Genomic DNA, 20626 nt, shown 5'->3' on the forward strand with positions numbered 1-20626 from the left:
ACTGCTTATCCGTTGCTAGGGCAGGAACCGTACGATCTGCGGGTCGTGGTCACTTGACCGCTCGGCGAACTCAGCGTTGATGTGCACCACGTCGTAGTCGACCTTCTTCAGTGCTTTCGAGACCAGGATGTGGTCCAGCACCTGCGAATTGCCGTCGAAGACGTAGCTGTAGCGCTCGCTCTCGGGAAGGGTGTTCATCAGCGCCGTCAGCGCACCGCCCTGGGTGAGGGTCCGCAGGGTCGGCGAGAACTGGTAGTCGTTGAGGTCGCCGGCCACCACGAGGTCGGCGTTCGGATCGGCCGCGAACAGCTTGTCGATGAAGCCACGCAGGACCGTGGCCTGCTGCTCACGCTGCACCTCGGAGCTGCGGACCGGGGGCTGGTTGATGCCGTGCACCGGCTGGTCGCCGCCCTTCGAGGCGAAGTGGTTGGCGATGACGAACACGGTCTTTCCGTGGAAGACGAACTCGCAGGCCAGCGGCTTGCGGCTGGTTCGCCACGCCGGGTTGGTCGGGTCGACCCGGCCGGGTGAGATCGACAGCTGCGGGTTCTTGTTCTTCTGGTCGGCCACCACGTCGACCGCGGTCGTGGCGTTGCCACCGGGACGGTCCACAAACGACACCCGCTGCGGGTTGAACAGGAAGCCGACCCGGATGTTGCCGCCCGGCTCACCACCGTCGGTCATGTCCTGCGGGTCGATCTGCCGCCACTCGTAGCGCGGCCCGCCCGCGGCCACAATCGCGTCGACGAAGCGCTTCAGCGTCTGGTCGGCCGCGACCACGCCGTCGTTCACGCCGGTCGGACCGTTGTTGTCCTGGATCTCCTCCAGCGTCACGATGTCCGGAGACGACAGGTGGTCGATGATGCCGCGGGCCAGCCCGTCGAATTTCGCCTGATCGTCGACGGCTGACAGGTTCTCCACGTTGTAGGTGGCCACCGCGAGCTCGCCACCGTTCTGCTTGCCGGTGACCTCACGGGCGAGGCCGTTGTCCTTGAGCTCGCCGAGGATCGAGGCCTGGAGGGTGTAACCGCCGAACTGGCTGTACTCGACCGGGCCCGCTGTGATGCCGGTGAGGACGTCACCGGTGTTGGCCTTCGGGAACGGCCGCTGCGAGAACGGGATCAGCGACTGGATCTTGACAATGCCGGTGTTGGTCTGGTCGTAGCCGAGATACACCGACCCACCGCGTGCGTTGGGGTGCTCGCCCGGCTTGGTGGTCACGAACACCTCGTTGAAGGCCGTGGTGCTGCTGACGGCGCGTACATCGGCGACGCTGACCAACTCGCCTTCGTGCGCCTCCCAGAAGTCCAGCGCGTACTTCGAGGGCTCCAACGGCAGGGACTCGATGCTGCCGCCCGGCTGCGGCGTGTACTCGCCGGGCACCGTGTTCTCGGTGATCACGACCGGATTCGGCAGCTCGTTGCCGCGCGAATCTGTGGTCCAGGTGGCGCTGGTGAGCTGGGTGGTCGTCTGGTAGCCCGACGCGGGACGGTATTCGGCCCCCGTGCCGGTGACGGTGACGGCGTCGCCGACCGCGACCGGCGGCGTCACGGAACCGGTGAACACGAAAAGGCCCTCGCTGGTGCGGGGGTCGTTGTCGGGTTGAGGGTCCTGCATCCAGAAACCGCGTGAGGAGCCGAACGCTCTCGTGGCGGTGACGATGCCGGGAACTCGCACGACCTTGCCGACCAGCGGCGATGTCCGGGTAGTCCCCTGGATGTCGCGAATGCGCGCGTCGATCGCTCCACTCGGGCCGCCGGGCTTCTCGCCCGCGGAGTTCTGCGGACTGGGCGGCCCCACGACGAAGTCGGTCGAGTTGTTGTCGGTGTCGGCCGATGTGGTGCGGAAGACCGATGTGGTGGCGCTCGGCGCCGGCGCAGGGCTGGTTTCCCGCACCACCGCGCTGCCGTAGCCGACGAGGTCGACGATGCGCGAGTCGGCCGCGCAGTCAACGGCAGTCAGGCAGGTCAACGGGGTTGTTCCGGTGGCGAGTGCCACCGTGCCGGTCGTGGCGGACATATTGATCGACCCGGTTACATCGGGGGTGGGCAGCTCGACCGTGCCTGCGCCCCCCGCGGCCTCTGCGACAAGGAAGCGCGCGCCAGGATCGACCGAACCGGACAGCGGGGTGGCCTGCCAGCGGCTGCTCCCGCTAGGCGAGCCAGGCAGGTACTGCACACTCATGCCTGCGACGCTCGCCGGGGTGGTGCCGGTCGTCGCCAGTTCGATGAAGTCCCGGGTCAAGGTCGTACCGGAGTTGCCACCACCGCCATAGACCTCGGCGATGACCGGACCAGTACTGGGCGCCGCGGACGCAGGCGGGACCAGCACAGCCAGCCCGGCAACGCCCGCGACAGTAATTGCCGCAAAAGCGCGGCAAGTATTGCGTAGGAGTGAAGTCACTGCGGCATTTCACTCGAACGAGTGGACGGTGAGGCGTCTTCCGTGTGTCGAGTAGAACAAGGCTCGGTGGTCGACGAGATGGATCCGGTGGTGACGGTAGACGCCCAGTTCCGCGTCCGGCGTCAGCGCCGGGCAGGGCCGGAATGTTTCCGTGACCCGGCCCCGCCCGGCATCCGTCACTTCTGGGTCGGCTCGACCGCGTAGAGGGTGGTCGTGCCGGACACCTCGTTGGCCACGGCGATCATCGGGACGCGGGCCGGAGATGAACCCCACACCCTCCGCGCCGAGATCGCCCTGGTCAGGGACCGCCGCGCCGTCGTAGACGGCGTCCCAATTGCGGTCGTTGACGTAGTCGACATAGGTGACGGCCTGCGGGTCGGTGATGTCGAAGACCATCACCCCGCCGATGCGTTCGAACCCGAGGAACGCATACGTCCGCCCGCGGACATCGCCGACGGCGATCCCCTCCGGCTCGACGCCCTTGTCGTCGCTACGGGTGTCGGCCGAGGGTTCGCGGTGTTGTTGGCGTTGAACGCGGTCGCGGGCAGCTTCCCGGTCGCGATCAGCTCGGCGATCTTCTGCTCGAACAGCGATCCCGAGTCGAAGACGAGGGTGCCGTCAGTGTTGAGGATCGAGAACGACCGAGCGCCGGCGGCGTCGATGCGCTCGTAGCAGGAGCCGTCGGCGCGCAGGCCGCTCCCGGTCGAGACGTTCAGCCGCCCGAGGTTCGCGGGCTGCTTCAGCGTGGCCGCGTCGGGGAAGACGTCGGCGCACAGCCGGTAGTCCGAGCTGCCGACCCGGACGGGCTCGACGTAGTCGCCCCACTCGCGGGCGTCGCCCTCGTTCGCCGTGACGAGCAGGGTCCGACCGCGGGCCGTGTACGACGCGATCGTGTCGGGCATGGCGAGCCCGGTGACCGGCCACGGGCGGATGTTGATGCCGCCGTCGCGGTCGGATGCGTCGAAGCCGGCGCCGGTGCTCCAGTCCTTGAGCGGCATCGGCCACACCTCGGTGACACGGGCCGACCGGTCGAGACCGTCTGCTGGATGTCCTCGACCGTCGTTCTACGGGTCGGGGGCGAGGGTGCCGTCGGCGGCGATGTGGCTGAAGATCTGGTCGATCAGCGTCAGTACGTGCGGGTCGTCGACGGTGTAGTAGGTGTGGCGGCCGTCGCGCCGCGCCGAGATGACGCCGGAGAGGCGCAGTTTGCTCAGGTGCTGGCTGGTGGTGGCGATGCTGAGTCCGACCCGGCCGGCCAGGGTCCCTACGTCGAAGGTCTCGTGCGCCATCAGCCAGACGAGGTGCAGCCGCGGCGGGCTGCTCAGGAGGGCGAAGGTCGCCGCGGCCGACCGCAGTTGCGGCTGTGTCGGTTCGACGACCTGCGTGGGGGCTCCCGGTGGGGTCGGCGGTCCGGGTCGGTTCGCCATGCTCCCGATCCTCCCTTTTCGGGCCCGTTGCGACCAGCGCGTGACGAACTCAACATCAGATCCTCAGTTGCGCAATCGACGAAACATGCGGCAGGCTCGTGGGCACTGAAGGGGAGTAGCCAGCACCCTGGCCGCGCCCTTCCGCAAGCACACGAAGGCGGCCGAGGAGATCGAGCGGCCCGGCTCGGATCGACTGATCCTGAGCCGGGCCGTGATTCGTCTGCCGATCAGCTCGTCACGCTGGCGAACATGCCGGGCTCGTAGGAACCCCCTTGCTGGCGCACGATCACGCTGAGCCGGTTGGTCGCGTTGATCAGGGCGACCAGGGAGACCAAGGTCTCGTTGGACACGCCGTGGTGGTGTCACAAAACGGCGGGGTCCGGCGTCTGGTGGGTGGCACGAGTCGAGGTTGAAGAGGAGCCATCCATGGCCGGCACGTCGCAGACCGCGCCCGAAGATCGCGGCGGGGGCATGAGTCCCGACGACCGCCCGGACCCCGCCACCGCGGCGTTCCTCGCCCACCGCAGGCTGCTGTTCACGTCGCCTACGAGATGCTCGGCTCGGCAGCCGACGCGGAGGACGTCCTTCAGGAGACCTGGCTGCGGTGGGCGGGCGTCGATCTCGACACCGTGCAGGATCAGCGTGCATACCTGGTCCGGATCACCACCCGGCAGGCGCTCACCCGACTGCGCACGCTAGTCCGGCGCAAGGAGTCCTACGTCGGCTCCTGGTTGCCCGAGCCGCTGCTCACCGCGCCCGACGTGGCCGAGGACGTCGAGTTGGCCGACAGCGTCTCGATGGCGATGCTGCTGGTGCTGGAGACGCTCGGGCCGACCGAGCGGGCGGTGTTCGTGCTGCGCGAGGTGTTCGACCTCGGGTACGACGAGATCGCGGAAGCCGTCGGCAAGAGCTCGGCCGCGGTCCGCCAGATCGCGCACCGGGCGCGGGCGCACGTCGCGGCGCGCCGGCCGCGCGAGGTCGTTTCTCCGGCCGAGACCCGAGACGCGCTCGAGGCGTTCCAGCGGGCGGTCGAGACGGGCGACATGCAATGCCTGCTCGACATCCTCGCGCCGAATGTCGTCCTCGTGGGTGACGGTGGAGGACTCAAGCAGGCCGTGCCGCGGCCCATCGTGGGGGCCGACAAGGTGGCCCGGCTGCTGGCCGTCGGGCTGGGCAGGATCGCCGCCGCGGTGTCGCTTCAGCCGGCACAGGTCAATGGCTACCCGGCGCTGATCCTCCGACTGGGCGGCGAAGTGGATACCGTCATAGCGGTGCGCATCGACGACGGCCTCATCACCGGGCTGTACGCCGTGCGCAATCCCGAGAAGCTGTCGCATATGGAGCGGGAGACCGCCCTGCGCCGCTGAGTCCGGGCCCTCGGAAACGAACAACTTCCACCGGCGGCGGCCTGTCAGCGCCCGGGCGAACGTGTGAGTGTCCTTGCATCGTTTACGCGGGTGCCCGGTCCTGCTTTGATCAGCCGTCAAAGGTGTTCGACGCGCCGCCCGGGGCTGGAGTGGCGGTCGGCACGACGTTGGCGCCGGTGAGGGCGCGCACCTCCATCTCTGCGTGAGTCCGGGCGGCGTCCGGATCGCGGTGGCCACCGATCCAGGTGCCGACCGCGCCGAGGACGAACGACACCGGCAGGGACACGATGCCCGGGTTGGCTAGGGGGAACCAGGCGAAATCGAGCCCGGGGAGCATGGAGGTCGGGCTTCCGGAGACCTCGGGAGATAACACCACCAGCACCAGCGCGGTGCCCATCCCGCCCCACATGCTGGCCAGGGCGCCGGTGGTGTTGAACCGCCGCCAGAAGACGGTGTAGATCAACGCCGGGAAGTTCGCCGAGGCTGCCACGGCGAACGCCACCCCGATGAGCACGGCGACGTTCTGGCCGTTGGCCAGAATGCCCCCGCCGATGGCCAAGACGCCGACCATGACGGCGGTCCAGCGGGCGATGCGGACCTCCCGGGCCGGCTCGGCGCGCCCACGTTTGATCAGGTTCGCGTACACGTCGTGGGCGAACGAGGCCGAGGCGGTGATGGTGAGCCCGGCGACGACGGCGAGGATGGTGGCGAACGCGATCGCGGCCACCAGTCCGAGCAGCAGTTCCCCGCCCAGCCGGTAGGCCAGCAGCGGGGCGGCGGCGTTCGAGCCGCCAGGCGCGGCCAGGATCGCCTCGGGCGAGACCAGCGCGGCAGCCCCGAAGCCGATCACGATCACCAGCCCGAAGAACGCGCCGACCAACCAGATCGCCCAGACCAGCGAGCGGCGAGCCGCCCGGGCGTCGGGGACGGTGTAGAAGCGCATGAGGATATGGGGCAGGCTGGCCGGCCCGAGGAACCCGGCCAGCCCCAGGGACATGAAATCGATCTTCGACATTTCCGTGTGGCCGTACTCCAGGCCCGGGGTGAGCAGCGCCGGCCCGGCCGGGTTCGCCTCCACAGCGTCGCCGAGCAGATCGGACAGGTTGAAGGCGTACCGGCCGAGCACCCAAGCGCTCATCACCACCCCGGCGACGATCAGAAGCCCGGCTTTGAGGATCTGCACCCAAGTGGTGCCCCTCATCCCGCCGATCAGCACGTAGGAGAGCATCACCGCGCCCACTGCAGCGATCACCACGGATTGCCCGACCCGATCCTCGCCTGGGATCCCCACCAGCAGCGCGATCAGCCCACCGGCGCCGGCGACCTGCGCGACCAGGTAGAACAGCGACACCAGCAGGGTCGATGCGGCGGCCGCGGCGCGAACCGGGCGGGCGCGCATCCGGTAGCTCAGCACGTCGCCCATGGTGTAGCGGCCGGTGTTGCGCAGTGGCTCGGCCACGAACAGCAGCGCCACCACCCAGCCCATCAGTGAGCCGATCGCGAACATCACCCCGTCGTAGCCGAACACCGCGACCTGCCCGGCCACCCCGAGGAACGCCGCGGCCGACAGGTAGTCCCCCGCCAGCGCGATCCCGTTCTGTCCACCGGTGAAGACCTGCCCGCCGGTGTAGTAGTCGGCGGCCGTCCGGTTGCCACGCCCCGTCCGCACCACCACCGCAAGGGTGAACAGCACGAACACCCCGAACACCGCGATGTTCAACACGGGATTGCCGACGATCACGTCAACGGAGGGCATGAGAGTCCTTCCGGCCATGGCCTGATGTGCAACCGGGCCTGGCGTGCAGCCCCCGGCCCTGGTCCTGATGCTGGTGAGGGCGAGCGCGCCGACCCGAGCTCGTTCGGCCCGGGGCGGTGTTCATGCCGACAGCTCATAGCCCATTCGAGTGAAGCGCTAGGCCGGGGAGGCCGAATGGCCTATTCAAGGCGACGAGCGGCCGCGTCCCAACGTGTGAGAAACGGAACTAACTCACCTATTCGGACTATAAGGTCGAAATCAGTTACGAAGGCTGCCGAAGCTCTTGTGGCGCCGCGTTGTCGGCCGGCCGCGGGAGGAACAGAGGGCCGAGTCCGGGAACGGCGAGGAAGCCCTCCGCGCCGGCGTACAGCAGCCCGACGCGGGGCAGGTCGGCTGGGCCGCGGTAGGCGATCACCCGAGGTAGCCACTGCGGGCCGAACTTCGCGTTGAAGTCGTGCAGCGACTTGACCTGGAAGAACGGGTTGACCAGCGACACCGCCCACCGGGCGGCGCGCTGCGCCGGGGTGAACGCCGCGTCGTCGGCGAAGAGGCGGCCCCACAGCGCGAAGTTCAGCGAGAACCGAACGACGCGGCGTTCCTTCAGGCCCAGCGCCGTGGATGCGATGAGGAACTCGGTGATCCCGTTCGGCGCGTGCGGGTCGCGGCGCATGAGGTCGAGGGTGTAGCCGGGTAGCCGGCCACCGGCCGGGACGATCCGCAGGAACCCGCCGGGCTCGTCGCGATCGTCGATGGCGAGGCAGAGCAGCCGTTCCGGGTCTCCGTTCTGCGCACTGACGTCCTGGCCCAAGGTCATGGTGAAGCCGCGTTCGGGGGCCTTGCCCCGCCACCGCCTGCTCATGGCGTTGAGCCGGTCGACGAGCTCGGGCGGGGCCTGCGACTCGGGCAGGATCTCGAACCGGTAGCGGCGCCCCACCCGCCGCACCGCGGCCCGCAGGGCCCTGCGCCCTTTCAGCGTGAACGTGTCGCAGCGCAGCACCGCCTCGTCGCCGAGGTAGAAGCTGTGGAACCCGCGTGCGACGTAGAACGGCACGTCGTGTTCCCGGACGGCGAGGAACGCGGTGTTCCACGCTCGCCGCCTGCACATCTCCAGGAACTCGTCCACCACCTGCGACACCGACCCGGCTGCGCCCACCGGGTCGCCCGCCACCAGGGCGTACCCGTTGAGGTAGCTGAAGGCAAGCATCGCCTCCCCGTCTGCGGAGAAGAACCAGCTCTTGTCGGGGCGCAGCGTGAAGGGCGCCAGCGTGTCCCAGCCGTGCCGGGCCACGAGCCGCCGGGCGTGCTCCCAGTCCTGCGGCGTGTGCTGGTGGCGGCTTGCCAGGGGCCGGAGCAGCAGGAACGCGAACCCGGCGAGGCCGAGCACGCCGAGGGTGAGCAGCGCGTCCGGGAAGAAGGCGGCGAAGAATCGTGACCTGAACGCGTACGGCCCGTCGACGCCCACCAGCCCCGCGAAGATCTCCTGGAGACCTCCGCCGAGGGTGAGATCCGGCTGGACCCACCGGTGCCCCAGCCCGAGCGCGGCGAAGCCGAACGCCACGACGGCGACCAGGTAGAGCGGGACGAACCGGACCAGCCTCAGCAAAGACGGTGGGTCCGGCGCTGCGGTGAAGCGGCGTCGCGTCACGAGCAGCGCTACCATCATGCCGGCGCAGAACCCGGCTGCGATCGGGTGCGGTCCCTTGACGAGGTGCGCCGCCGTGGCGACGGCGAACAGCACGAGCGCGACGCGCCAAGCCGCCCGTTTGCTCTTGTGCAGCTGGTCGGCGAGCAGCAGGAGCAGCAACCCGACGAGCACCGAGACGACATAGCCGACCACCGGAAGCCACACCGGTCCGAGCTGGGCCTGCGGCAGCCCGAGCCGGATCTGCACGGCCGGGAGCGGTGCCAGCAACTGGAAAACCCCGGCGACCGCCGTCAGCACGGCGATCACCCGCGCGCCGGGATCGGGGCTCTGCGCGTGTCGCACCTCCGGGAGCGGCGGACCCTGCGGCACGGGGCCCGCCGTGGCGAGCTCGTCGACCGGGTCCGGCTCCGACGCCGCCGGCATCGGCCCGTCGGGGGCGGGCGCGCGCGGACGCAGGGTGGGGAAGAGCAGGACATCGCGCAGCGAGTCCGCTCGCGCAAGGATCGCGACCAGCCGGTCGATGCCCAGGCCGAGCCCGCCGGTCGGCGGCATGCCCTGCTCGAGCACCTGGAGGTAGTCGTCGTCGGCCTCGCCCGCCTCGGCGTTCCCGGCCGCGCGCGCTCGGGCCTCGGCGTCGAACGCCGCACGCTGGGCGGCCGGGTCGTTCTGCTCGCTGTAGGCGTTGCATACCTCGGAACCCGCCACCAGCAGCTCGAAGCGCTCGGCGTAGCCGGGATCGGCGCGGTGCTCGCGCGCCAGCGGCGAGACATCCGCCGGAAAGTCGACGCACAGCAGCGGACCGGCCACCGTGTGCTGGACCCGCTCGTCGTAGACGCGTTGCATCAGCCGGCCAGAGCCCCACCCGTCGTCGTAGCGCACGTCGAGGCCATCCAGCACCGCACGGGCCTCCTCGACCGGCATGCCCGGGTGCATGCGAGCGCCGGTGGTCTGTTCGATGAGGTCGGCGAGACGGACCCGCGGCCAGGGCGGGGTGAGGTCGACGACCGGCTCGGGCCCTGGCGACACCGTCGCGCCGTCCCATGCGGCGCGGGCAGCCGTCGCGACCAGGTCCTCGGTGAGCTCCATCATGTCGTGGTAGTCCGCGAAGGCCTGGTAGGCCTCCAGCAGTGTGAACTCGGGATTGTGCCGCGCGTCGACGCCCTCGTTCCGGAACACCCGGCCGAGCTCGAACACCCGCTCCATCCCGCCGACGATCAGCCGCTTGAGGTGCAGCTCGGGAGCGATGCGCAGATACAGGTCGACGTCGAACGCGTTGTGGTGTGTGACGAACGGCCGGGCCGTCGCCCCCGCCTGCACGGTGTGCAACATCGGGGTCTCGACCTCGACGAACCCGAGCTCGACGAGCCGGGCCCGCAACGCCGCGATCGCCGCGTGCCGGATCCGGAAGACCTCCCGGGCGCGCGGGTTCACAGCCAGGTCGAGGGGGTGTCGATGGTCCCGGGCCTCTCCGGCGCCGAGGTCGCCGCGCTTGCCCGGCGTCCAGCGGGTCGCCGTGGCCAGCACCGAGAACTCAGCGACGCAGATCGACAGCTCGCCCGACCAGGTGATCATCGGGCCGCCCTCGACGCCGACCCAGTCGCCGCGCCGGAGCCGGACGAACGCGGCGTGGCGGTCGGGGCCCAGGACCGCACGGTCGGCGAGCAGCTGAATGTCGCCCGTTCGGTCCCGCAGCAGGGCGAACACCAGGCCGCCGTGGCGGCGGACGAGCACGACCCGCCCCGCGACCCGGACCCGTTCGCGGGCCCGCTCGTCCGGGCCGAGGCCGGCCGAGCGGGTCCGCACCTCGCCGATCGGCTCCGCATCGGGGAACCGGTACGGATGGGCGCAGCCCGAGGGCGGCCGAATCGCCATGTGGTGTCCCTACCCGATGCGGGCACTGGCCGCACCGGCCGACCGGTCGATGTTCGGGCCGTGGCAGGCGAGGGGCGCTGCGGGTCGCAGCACATCTCGTGGGAATGGACCATGTGCGGGCCGAGTTGCCGCTAGCGAGTCCGGGAGCCCCACCAGGCAAGCACTCTCGTTCCGAACAGAGTCAGCCACTTCGATGGCTCCCCCGCCGGCGCGTCGACCTCGAACCACACCCGGCCGGGGTGCCGGCGGGCCTGGAGCCAGGTGCCGTCCGGCCGCCGGGCGGCCCGGATGAGTTCGATCGCGTCAGCCATGCGCGGGTCCGGCGTCGCGCGGTCGAGCAGTGCGGCCTGGCGGAAGTACTCGGCCGCATTGAGCACGTTGTAGTACCAGCGGAACGGGTAGGCGAAGCGGTCCACCCACGGTGCCACGGGTTCGCCCGTCGAGAGCCGTCGGAAGAGCGCGCGTTGCAGGAGGTACTCCTCGCCGCTGTGCCGGGCAGCGCGCGTCGCGTCGGTGCCTCCGGTCGCGACCTCGTAGGCGAGCAGTCCCTTGAGGGAGTTGAGCGTCGAGTGGAATGACGATCGCGTCGAGCCCTCGACCCACTCGCAGTTCCAGCCGCCGTCGGGGAGTCGATGCTCGATGAACCAGTCGACGATGCCGGTGATGTCGGCGCCGAGCCACAGACCGTTCGCGACCGTCCAGGCGTTGATGCAGCAGTCGACCTCGCCGTCCCAGTACGGCAGGTTCTCGTACTCCCAATAGCAGTTCTCGGCGAGGAGCTCGGCGGTGCGGCGCTCGCGCAGGACCGCGGGATCGAGGCCCCACTCCCGCAGCGAGTCGAGCGTCCACGTGGTCGCCGTCCAGGGCTGCCCGCCATTTGCTGCTTCAGGACTCTGGAAGTCGAAGTCGGAGGGGAAGAACGCGCCGCCGGCCCACCGGCCGTCCGGGTCCTGGAGGGCGAGAAGGCGCGCGCCGAAGCCTTCGGTCGCGATTCTTGCCCGCGTTGCTTCCCAGACCTCGGGCGGTTCGCCCATGAGGTCACGCTCGACCTGCCAGCGCAAGGCCGGATCAGAGTCGCGGAGCCACGCGATCGGGGCCTCGCTCGCCATGGAGCGACACTAGCGGAGTCGATGTTGTGCGCGGGGGCAGCGAATCCCTTTCTCCTCAGTTGACGGCGCGCAGGCCGGCGCCGCCCGCCCGGCGCAGGCGGTTCAACGCCTCGGCGGTGGCGTCGTCGGCGGGAAGGAACACCACGAGCTGCTGGGCATCATTAGCCGAGAGCTCCATGACCTCGCGATCCAGCCGGAGCTCGGCACTCACTGGGTGCTTCCAGCGCAACCTGCCGCGTGGCGGTAGCGAGCCAGCCTGCGCTGGGTCTGGCTACCGCCGCCGACACGGCTGACCGTAGGACGCGTGAGCGAGAACAGCAGACAGACTGCCGCAAGCGAGCGCTTCTGGCGCTCAGCGCCGCCCACCGGGCTGCCGGTCCGTGGCCCCGACCGCTAAAGCCGGATCGGCATCGTCGGCATTTCGCCGGCGGGGCATCAGGACCAGCGCGATCATCGAAATCGCAGCGCAGCCGACGATGTACCAGCTGATCCAGATGCTCGATCCCGTCTTCTCTATGATCGCCGCCGCGATCAGCGGGGCCGGACCACCCGCGATGACAGAGGCAAGCTGATAGCCCAGTCCCGCCCCGCTGTAGCGGACGTTGGTCCCGAACGTCTCGGCGATAAGCGCGGCCTGCGGGCCGTACTGCATGTCGTGGACGATCAGGGATACGACGATCGCGAGTAGCACCAGCCCAGCGGCGCGGGTGTTCAGCAGCCCGAAGTAGGGGAATGCGAAGAGGGCCGTACCCACGATTCCGATTCCATACACCAGCTTCCGGCCGATGAGATCGGACAGGTAACCGAACAGGGGCACGCTCACCAGCCCGATTGCTGCGGCGATCAACGTGGCGTTCAGCAGCTGGCTGCGGGGGAGCCCCAGCGTCGTGGTGCCGTAGCTCAGCACGAACGTCACGAACAAATAGAAGGGTGCCTGCTCCGACATGCGGACGAAGGCGGAAAGGAGGATGTCGCGCCACTGCTGCTTGATCACTTCCACAAGCGGCCGACGCGCCACCGCCTTTTGCTCCTTGACGGCGGCGAACTCAGGGCTCTCCAGCACCTTCAGCCGGACGTACAGGCCCACGCCGACCAGGACGATGCTCACGAGGAACGGCACCCGCCATCCCCAGGTGAGGAAGTCCGGCCCGGTCAGTGAGGACATGAGTTGGACCATTGCGGTCGAGAGCAGCAGTCCCACCGGCACGCCGAGCTGTGGCCAGCTCGCCATGAGCCCACGGCGCGTGGGCGGCCCCCACTCCATCGCCAGCAGCACCGACCCGCCCCACTCGCCGCCGACCGCGATGCCCTGTAGCAGGCGCAGCACGGTGAGCAGCACCGGCGCGGCGATGCCGATGGCCGCATAGCCGGGCAGCACGCCTATGAGGGCGGTGCCGATGCCCATGATCAGCAGTGTGACGATGAGCGTTGCCTTGCGCCCGATCCGGTCGCCGTAGTGGCCGAAAATCGCGGCGCCGATCGGCCGGGCGGCAAACCCGACGAACTGGGTGCCGAACGCCGCGATCACCCCGGCATAGGGGCTCACTCCCGGGAAGAAGACGTGCGGAAAGACGAGCGCCGCGGCCGTGCCGTACAGGAAGAAGTCGTACCACTCAATGGCTGTCCCCACCGTGCTGGCGAGGACCGCGCGGCGCCGCTGCGAACGAACCAGCGGGGGAGCTTGAGCGTCGGTGCTCATGGCGGGCTCTCCGATCTTGTGCATCCGCACCATGGATCGACAGCGCCACCTCAGATCGCCAACACTGCCGACAGCGCAAACGTCGTCCGCTCGCCCGGGGGTGTCAAACGCTGGGTCTGGGATATGCGGATCTATCGGACGTATTACGACAAAACGAGCGTTGGGTGGAGTTGTGCGGAGGGAGTGCGCGGGCGCGCCCGTTCAGGTCGCGGCTCGCCTCACGTGTGCCTGCGTTCGTGCGTCTCGTCGGCGTCATGGAGTACACGGGTCTGCAGGACGTCGCGGATGGTCATCGGTGGCCGGCCGAGCAGCTTCGCCAGCGTGGGATCGACGGCGGCGAACTCGCCCTGGCGGCTTGCGGCGAACATGCCGACGAGCATGTCTGCCGCGGGTCCGGGCACACCATGGGAGAACAGACTGCGGCGGTACTGATCGTCCGATACGACGGTTCTCTTGATCGGACGACCGCTGAGCTGTGCGGCGATCTCGACGATGTCGGCGAGGTCGATGGCCTCGGAGCCGGTGAGCGCTGGTGTCAGCCCGTCGAGACGGCCCTCGTCGGTGAGCGCGATCGTCGCCGCTTCGGCGAGGTCGGCGTGCGCGGTCCAGGAAACGGGGCCGTCCGCGGGGGCCTCGACCTCGCCGGTCTCGAGTGCCTGGCCGAGCAGCATCAGCGCGGACGAGGCGTAGAAGCCGTTGCGGAGCGAGGTGAACTCGAGCCCGGACTGCTGCAGCATCGCCTCGGTTGCGGCGTGGTCGAGCATCGGGGCGAAAGACGACGTGGGGCTCGAACCCATGTGGCTTGTGTAGACGATCCGGCCGGCGCCGACCGCCTTGGCCGCTTCGATGGCCGTGCGGTGCTGGCGCACCGCGGCGTCACCGCTCGTGGCGCTCGACACGACCAAGATCTGCTCTGCTGCCTCGAAAGCGTGGGTGAGGCTCGGGGCGTCGTCGAAGTCGCCGTGTCGCACGCGGACACCGCGCTCGGCGAGCCCTTTGGCTCTCTCCGGATCGCGCAGGCTCACCCCGATCCGGCCGGCGGGCACGCGCTCGAGCAGCCGCTCGACGATGGCGCTGCCCAGCTGGCCAGTAGCGCCGGTAACGATGATCATGAAGGTGCTCCCTCTCCGACTGCTAACAGCGATACCAGCATGATGCTGCCACTGGAAACATATCAGCGCTACTTGTTTCCTGTTAACGTTGGGGCGTGACGGATGGCGCGGTGGTCGAGAGCGCCCGCGGACAGACCCGGGCGCGCATCATCCGAGTGGCTGCCGACCTCCTTGCCCAGGGCGGACGGCAGGCGGTGACGACCCGTTCGGTGGCTGCCGGCGCGGGCGTCCAGGCGCCCACGATCTACCGGCTCTTCGGTGACAAGGACGGCCTGCTCGACGCCGTCGCGGAGCACGGTTTCCAGTCGTATCTCGACGAGAAGGTGATCCGTCCGACAGGCGTTGATCCGGTTGACGACCTGCGTGCGGGCTGGGACCTGCACATCGGGTTCGGCCTGGCCAACCCTGCGCTGTACGCACTCATGTACGGAGATCCGCGGCCCCCTGCGGCGTCCCCGGCGAATGCCCAGGCCTTTCGGGTGCTGCGCGCGCATGTGCGTCGAGTGGCCGAGGTAGGCCGGCTGCGGGTCGGTGAGGAGCATGCGGTGAACCTGGTTCACGCCTCCGGCTGCGGAACCGTGCTCACCCTGCTCGCTATGCCCGAGGAGCATCGGGACCCAGCGCTGTCGGAACTCGCCCGCGAAGCCGTCATCGCTGCGATCACCACCGACGCCCCCACTCTGCAGGCACCCGGCCCGGTCGGGGCCGCAGCCGCACTCCGCGCCGTCGTGGACGAGACCGAGAACCTCACGGTCGCCGAGCGCGGCGTACTCAAAGAATGGCTCGACCGAATTACTGCCGGCTGACCCGCTCGGGCGTCACCCCGAGACGATCGTGAAGACCGATCGGGAGCACCCCGTGACGGCATAGGTGTGCATTCCTGGACGTCGATTTTGACTAGCGCGAGTATGGTGCGACGGCTGGCGGCGTCGAGCGTGGCGGCTCCGCGTGGAGTTCCCCTCGCCCGCCCGATATCGCCCATGATTTCCGCACTGGGGTGTATGCATCGATCGACGACTGAGATCCACGCACGCCTGATTGTGATCGAGATGTCGGATCGGCTGTCGGACTCGCCGGGGCAGGGGTACAAAACAATCTGGCCGCAGGGCGGCAGGGCGGCCTGATTCACGACGACTGACCACCGACCACCGACGACCGACGACCGACCAATCCCGTCGACCGGGCTCGAACTCCGACCAGCGCCAGGTCAGCCGGAACTGCAGCGAATCTCGGTATGGCCTGTCCGGATTGTGGTCAAACCGGTTCAACCGACGAAAGGGTAGGATATGTCACGAATCGATTCGTCCGTCCGAGGAGGGTCCCGCAGCCTGGCGAGAACGGCGCTGCAGGTCACCGCAATCCTCTGCACGCTCGGGATCCTGTTCCAGAGCGCGACGGCGGGACAGGTCCTCAGCCGCAGTCCTGGCGCGCTTGCCGTCCATGCCACGGGGGCGATCGTCTTCCATGTGCTGTCTGCCCTGATGGTGGTCGCAGCCGTCTTCTTGTGGCTACAGCCGCGCGGATCGGTCTGGCCTGTCGTGATCAGCGCACTGGTGTTCGTCCTCGGCGTGGTGCAGGGGTACATCGGGGACCAGGGGGCGCTCTCCGTCCACGTCCCTCTGGGGATGGCACTGGCGCTCGGCACGGTCTGGGTGCTGGCCTGGTCCTTCCTGGCAGGTCGCCCGACCGACCGCGGCGGCCTGTGAGCGGCCGCGCCGCAAAGCGGTCGAGACGACGACCGCTGCTGTCCCGTGGGACTGGCCCCGAATCCAACGCCCAGAGGCCGCATAGCCGTTACACAGCCGATTCATCAGATGAGCGACCACGCTGGCCCTCGGCGCCCAAGAGGGGCGCTGAAGGATCAGGAGGAGAACCTGTGCACACGCTCCAGCAGCTCGTCGATTACCTCAATGCACACGGTGCGCCGAGCCAGCTCATCGACCAGGTGCGAAGCCTGCAAGGCAGGCACATCCTGAACGCGCAGACGTTCCAGGACCTGAGCAACCGCTTCGGGTGGCACCCGCGGGGTATCAGCCTGCCCGACGCGGTCAACTGGGTTCGCCAGGGCGTTCACAACTGACGCAACGCGGATGAGAAAAGGCCGCGGATTCACCACAGGCGGCCCGAAGAAGAGCCCCCGCTCGACCCTCACGGGTTCGAGCGGGGGGCTTCCTTCTGCATTCTGTCAGTCGCCATCAGGCGGCGACCACAGACTGCGGCACGTACATTTGTCAGGCGGCGTCCCCTATTCCAGCAGGCCCGCTGTGAACAGCCGTGCCGGCTCGGTCCAGCTAGGCCATACCCGCCTGCTTGGAGCACACCGGCCATGCGCCCCAGCCCTGGCCTGCTTGGACGCGCTCCGCGACGGCGATCTGCTGCTCGCGGCTGGCCTGGTTCGGCATGCCGACGCCACCGAATGCGTGCCAGGTGCTCAGCGTGAACTGCAGTCCGCCGAAGAAACCGTTTCCGGTGTTGGTCGCCCAGTTACCGCTGCTCTCGCACTGGGCGATTCGGTCCCAGGTGGAAGCAGGTGCGGCGTTGGCGACTCCAGCGACGGCGAGGGGAGCGCCGAGTGCAATTGCGCCGGCCAGGGCCACGCGCAGCAGTCGTCGGCTCGTGCGGGAATTAGATCGGGGGTTCATATTCGCTTTCTCCATTGCGCCCCGAGACGACCTGCTCAATCGCGGGCCGGGGGGATCCGGCTGACGCGGGCGTGTCCGAGTCGTGGGGTCGACTCGAATGAATGGCCGTCTCGGCCTAGTCCCGAGGTGTGATCTCGACGGACCGGAACCGTGGGACTGGGGAGCGCGGCGGTTCCGGATGCATTTCGATCGCCCTTCTTCGGCGCGACCGAGATAGGACGTTACGAGCTGGAACCGGCGGTCGGTCAAGTCCTTGCCGGTGACGAACCTCACCCATGTCCGGCTATCGAGATATGGATCACGCAAAGCCCCTGGTCAGGGCGCGAACCATCCCGCAATGATCACCGGCGAGAAAATGCATTCATTCCGGAACTATTGCTGATCGCGGGATGGCAGCCGAGGGGCAAAAGCGTCGTACCTCGCGATCCGGGTTCCGCCGCGCGGTCATCGCAAGCAGCCCGCCGACTCGCGGGAACGGCCGGACGGGTGCCGGCGGCAGGGATCTGTGCTGAGCGCAACGCGCAGCGGAGCGGACGCGCCTGCGCCACGCCGCCAGGCCGACAATGAAGGGGAGCGTGTGTTCGGGCAGGCGAGTCGATTGCCCGGTCTCCGCCGACCGGAGATCCGGCCGGCGCTACGTGATCAGGGGGAACATGCCCAACGCGACGGCCGGCCGACGCGTTCGCCTGGTGTCAGCGTGCGAGGCTGGCGGGTGTGTTTCTCAGCAGGAAGGTCAGCCCTTCGGTGGTCGTCGGGTGTGCGCAGATCGCACGCCGCGGCGCGGTGTAGGGCATGCGAGCTATCATCGACGTCTGCACAGCGGCCAGCGGTTCGCTGGCCTCGGCCCCGAACACGGTGAAGCCGAGAATCTCGTCGTTGCCCTCAGCGATGAGCATCTTCATGAACCCGCGCGGCTCAGACAGCGTCCGCGTCCTCAGAACGGCGGCCATCGGCTGGGTGAGCTCCACCACTGCCGTGCGAGAGCCTGCGCTCGCCGGCGTCCAAGCGAGGTACTTGCCCGCTTCCCCACTGCCGACGACGAGGGCGTCGAAACTCTCGGTGAATGGCATCTTAAGTGGCACGTCCCGATGGTCGTGATCTCGTGGTGTCCACGCTAACCCGGTCATCGGCCCGGTTACCGCCCTGCTGGCGGGGGCAGGACGTACCGGGTACCGGGTAGCCGGAAATGTCCCGAATCGCGTTTACCCGCTGTTCACGAGTCGATGCCGTTCAGCCTGGCCAGCTCGTCATCCGGCAGTGTCAGCGCCGCACCGGCGACGTTCTCGCGCAGGTGGGCGGCGGACGACGTGCCGGGAATGAGCAGGATGTTCGGTGAACGCTGTAGCAGCCACGCCAGCGCGACGGCCATCGGGGTCGCGCCGAGACGCGCGGCGACCGCGTTCAGTTGCTCGGACTGGAGTGGGGAGAAGCCGCCTAGGGGGAAGTAGGGCACGTAGGCGATGCCCTGCCCCGCGAGGTTGTCGATCAGATCGTCGTCGCTGCGGTGGGTGAGGTTGTAGAAGTTCTGCACGCAGACGACCGGCGCGATGGACTGTGCCTCGGTGACCTGCTCGGCGCTGACCGTGCTCACACCGAGGTGCTTGATCAGCCCTTCCTGCTGCAGTTGCGCGAGCACGGTGAACGGCTCGGCGATCGAGCCGGGCACAGGGGTGTCGAAATCCCCGACGCGGAGGTTCACGACGTCGAGCGCGTCGAGGCCGAGGTGATCCAGGTTGTCGTGCACGGCCTGGCGCAGCTGCTCCGGAGCCAGCGCCTTCGGCCAGTTCCCGTCGGCGTCCCGCAACGCCCCGACCTTGGTGACGATGTGCAGGTCCCGCGGATAGGGGTGCAGGGCTTCCTTGATGATCTGGTTGGTCACGTACGGGCCGTAGAAGTCGCTCGTGTCGATGTGGGTGATGCCCAGGCGCACGGCTTCGCGGAGCACGGCCACGGCGGCGTCGCGGTCGGCAGGGGGCCCGAACACGTGGGGCCCGGCGAGTTGCATGGCGCCGTAGCCCATCCGCGTGAGCGTCAGATCCTGGGAAAGGGCGAACGTTCCGCCGGGAATTGTCGCGGATGTCACGAATGCTCTCTTCTTGGTCTCGGTGTCTGGATGATCCGTACCGGCTTCATATGTGATGACCCCACTCTCCGCCGATCGGCGCGAAACGGCAGAGCTCTGACGATCCTGGGAGCGGCAGGGCCAGGTAGCCAACGATCCGCGCGGTTGCCGCGCATGACGCCTACCCGCTGGACCTGCCGCCCACGATCTCGCCGCGGACGTCGTCGCCTTCCTCGATGCCGCCGACTCGACCGGGCGACTGTGATGATGCGGGAGGTCCACGTGCTGTTCACGGAGCTGCCGGATCCGGTGACGCGTACCCGGTGCACGCCTCAGTCTCGGGCAGAACACGCAAAGCGGGCAGGTCGATCGGTTCGGGCTGCGAACGGCGCAGTGCTGTCCCGACCTGTTGTCCCGCCCTGCGCAGCATCCGTCCGAACACGGTTGGCCCGGGCGGCCTCAACTTCTGCAGTTCGGCGCCGGGCGCGCCGCCGGAGCTTCCGCCGGCTTTGGAAGCGAGGATCGTCATGGGCTCCATTCGAGGGTTCGACGGGGTGGAGGGGCGTGCAATGGCGGAGATCGAGCGGGGAACGGTTCGGGCGAACGGGCTGAACTTCGAGTACCTGACAATGGGTGAGGGTCCGCTCGCGCTGTGCGTGCACGGCTTCCCTGACTCGCCTCACAGCTACCGGTACCTCTTGCCGGCGCTCGCTGACGCGGGGTACCGGGCGGTTGCGCCCTTCAACCGGGGGTTCGCTCCCACCGAGCTGCCGGGGGACCGGCACCACGTCCACAGCAGCACGATGGTGGCCGACCAGAACGCGTTGCACGAGGCACTAGGGGGCGGCGGCGACGCGATACTCATCGCGCACGACTGGGGCGCGGTCGGAGCTTGGGGCGCGGCGGCGAAAGGGGCGCATCGGTGGGGGCGTTGCGTCGTCATCAACATCCCGCCGTTCGCGATCTTCGGGGAGAACATCCCCACCTATGATCAAATCAAGCGCTCGTTCTACTTCTGGTACTTCCAGATGCAGCACGTGGCCGCCGACGTGATCGCGGCTGACGACTTCGCGTTCATCGACCGAATCTGGGGCGACTGGTCGCCGGGGTACGACGCAAGCGAGGACTTGCCCCACGTCAAGGACTGCATCCGCGACCCTGCCCACTTCCAGGCCGTGCTCGGCTACTACCGCTGTCAGTTCGACCCGGCGCGATTCGGGTCGCCGGATTGGGTGGCGGAGCAGGCCGACGCGTGGGGCGCGAACATCACCCAGCCGACGCTGTACCTGCACGGCACCCACGACGGTTGCCACGGAATGACGCAGGCCCAGGTGGACCGCGTGCCGGAGTTCTGCGGACCGGGCTCGCGGTCCGAGCTGATCGAGGGAGTCGGCCATTTCATGATGGTCGAGCGCCCGACCGAGATCAACAAGCGGATCCTGGGGTTCCTGGACGGCGTCTAGGTGGCTGGTGTCTTTCGCGTGTCGCCGGCTGATGTCGGGCAGGGGCACGGGAGAATGATCATGTGACGT

Annotated in this window: 14 protein-coding genes and 5 pseudogenes; 5 read left to right on the plus strand and 14 right to left on the minus strand. The window is 68.7% G+C overall.

The annotated features are described in order from the left end of the window. Positions 1-15 precede the first annotated feature (15 nt). From ABD143_RS07680 to ABD143_RS07700, 5 genes and pseudogenes are all read right to left on the minus strand, one after another. Positions 16-2244, minus strand: coding sequence for an endonuclease/exonuclease/phosphatase family protein (locus ABD143_RS07680; protein ID WP_343973268.1), 2229 nt, complete (start codon positions 2242-2244; stop codon positions 16-18). A 168-nt stretch (positions 2245-2412) separates the two neighbouring features. Beyond that, positions 2413-2865 carry a choice-of-anchor I domain-containing protein gene (locus tag ABD143_RS07685; protein ID WP_379660119.1) on the minus strand — a complete coding sequence of 151 codons (453 nt, stop codon included), beginning with the start codon at positions 2863-2865 and terminating at the stop codon, positions 2413-2415. Further along, a pseudogene (locus tag ABD143_RS07690) lies at positions 2799-3416 on the minus strand (choice-of-anchor I domain-containing protein); the annotation flags it as partial. The pseudogene ABD143_RS07690 and the gene ABD143_RS07685, both read right to left, overlap by 67 nt. A gap of 51 nt (positions 3417-3467) precedes the next feature. Further along, positions 3468-3830 (minus strand): ArsR/SmtB family transcription factor, encoded by a 363-nt coding sequence (locus tag ABD143_RS07695; protein WP_343973275.1) that lies wholly within the window; start codon positions 3828-3830, stop codon positions 3468-3470. A 227-nt stretch (positions 3831-4057) separates the two neighbouring features. Beyond that, positions 4058-4189, minus strand: a pseudogene (locus ABD143_RS07700) (carboxymuconolactone decarboxylase family protein); the annotation flags it as partial. A gap of 67 nt (positions 4190-4256) precedes the next feature. Between ABD143_RS07700 and ABD143_RS07705 the strand changes: the two are divergent. After that, positions 4257-5197: pseudogene (locus ABD143_RS07705) on the plus strand (RNA polymerase sigma-70 factor). A gap of 109 nt (positions 5198-5306) precedes the next feature. On the opposite strand, the gene ABD143_RS07710 reads toward ABD143_RS07705, so the two are convergent. The 6 genes and pseudogenes from ABD143_RS07710 to ABD143_RS07735 form a co-directional block, all read right to left on the minus strand. Then, on the minus strand, positions 5307-6953 hold the full coding sequence (locus tag ABD143_RS07710; protein WP_343973277.1) for a solute symporter family protein: 1647 nt from the start codon (positions 6951-6953) through the stop codon (positions 5307-5309). A 262-nt stretch (positions 6954-7215) separates the two neighbouring features. Continuing rightward, on the minus strand, positions 7216-10470 hold the full coding sequence (lysS, locus tag ABD143_RS07715; RefSeq protein ID WP_343973279.1) for a lysine--tRNA ligase: 3255 nt from the start codon (positions 10468-10470) through the stop codon (positions 7216-7218). Between the two features lie 131 nt (positions 10471-10601). Continuing rightward, positions 10602-11579: a squalene cyclase gene (locus ABD143_RS07720; RefSeq protein ID WP_343973281.1), complete on the minus strand. Its 978-nt coding sequence runs from the start codon at positions 11577-11579 to the stop codon at positions 10602-10604. Between the two features lie 55 nt (positions 11580-11634). Continuing rightward, positions 11635-11814, minus strand: a pseudogene (locus tag ABD143_RS07725) (transcriptional regulator); the annotation flags it as partial. Between the two features lie 117 nt (positions 11815-11931). Further along, positions 11932-13278, minus strand: coding sequence for an MFS transporter (locus tag ABD143_RS07730; RefSeq protein WP_343973285.1), 1347 nt, complete (start codon positions 13276-13278; stop codon positions 11932-11934). Between the two features lie 218 nt (positions 13279-13496). Next, the gene (locus ABD143_RS07735) at positions 13497-14390 is read right to left on the minus strand and encodes an SDR family oxidoreductase (protein WP_343973288.1); all 894 of its coding nucleotides are present in this window, start codon (positions 14388-14390) and stop codon (positions 13497-13499) included. A 95-nt stretch (positions 14391-14485) separates the two neighbouring features. Here ABD143_RS07735 and ABD143_RS07740 point away from each other — a divergent pair, with 95 nt between their 5' ends. The 3 genes from ABD143_RS07740 (at position 14486) to ABD143_RS07750 (ending at position 16470) form a co-directional block, all read left to right on the plus strand. Then, positions 14486-15196 carry a TetR/AcrR family transcriptional regulator gene (locus ABD143_RS07740; protein WP_343973290.1) on the plus strand — a complete coding sequence of 237 codons (711 nt, stop codon included), beginning with the start codon at positions 14486-14488 and terminating at the stop codon, positions 15194-15196. A gap of 480 nt (positions 15197-15676) precedes the next feature. Continuing rightward, complete coding sequence (locus tag ABD143_RS07745; RefSeq protein ID WP_343973293.1) at positions 15677-16096, plus strand: hypothetical protein; 420 nt, start codon at positions 15677-15679, stop codon at positions 16094-16096. Between the two features lie 170 nt (positions 16097-16266). Next, positions 16267-16470: a hypothetical protein gene (locus ABD143_RS07750; protein WP_343973296.1), complete on the plus strand. Its 204-nt coding sequence runs from the start codon at positions 16267-16269 to the stop codon at positions 16468-16470. A 217-nt stretch (positions 16471-16687) separates the two neighbouring features. On the opposite strand, the pseudogene ABD143_RS07755 reads toward ABD143_RS07750, so the two are convergent. From ABD143_RS07755 to ABD143_RS07765, 3 genes and pseudogenes are all read right to left on the minus strand, one after another. Next, positions 16688-17047: pseudogene (locus ABD143_RS07755) on the minus strand (transglycosylase family protein); the annotation flags it as partial. A 677-nt stretch (positions 17048-17724) separates the two neighbouring features. After that, positions 17725-18003, minus strand: a complete 279-nt coding sequence (locus tag ABD143_RS07760) for a hypothetical protein (RefSeq protein WP_343973299.1) — start codon at positions 18001-18003, stop codon at positions 17725-17727. Positions 18004-18245: 242 nt separating this feature from the next. Further along, positions 18246-19115 carry an aldo/keto reductase family oxidoreductase gene (locus tag ABD143_RS07765; protein WP_343973301.1) on the minus strand — a complete coding sequence of 290 codons (870 nt, stop codon included), beginning with the start codon at positions 19113-19115 and terminating at the stop codon, positions 18246-18248. Between the two features lie 506 nt (positions 19116-19621). Here ABD143_RS07765 and ABD143_RS07770 point away from each other — a divergent pair. Beyond that, a complete protein-coding gene (locus ABD143_RS07770) occupies positions 19622-20557 on the plus strand; it encodes an alpha/beta fold hydrolase (protein ID WP_343973303.1) in 936 nt (311 codons plus the stop codon). Positions 20558-20626 lie beyond the last annotated feature (69 nt).

The organism is Pseudonocardia aurantiaca (genome assembly GCF_039526725.1).
GTDB lineage: Bacteria > Actinomycetota > Actinomycetes > Mycobacteriales > Pseudonocardiaceae > Pseudonocardia > Pseudonocardia aurantiaca.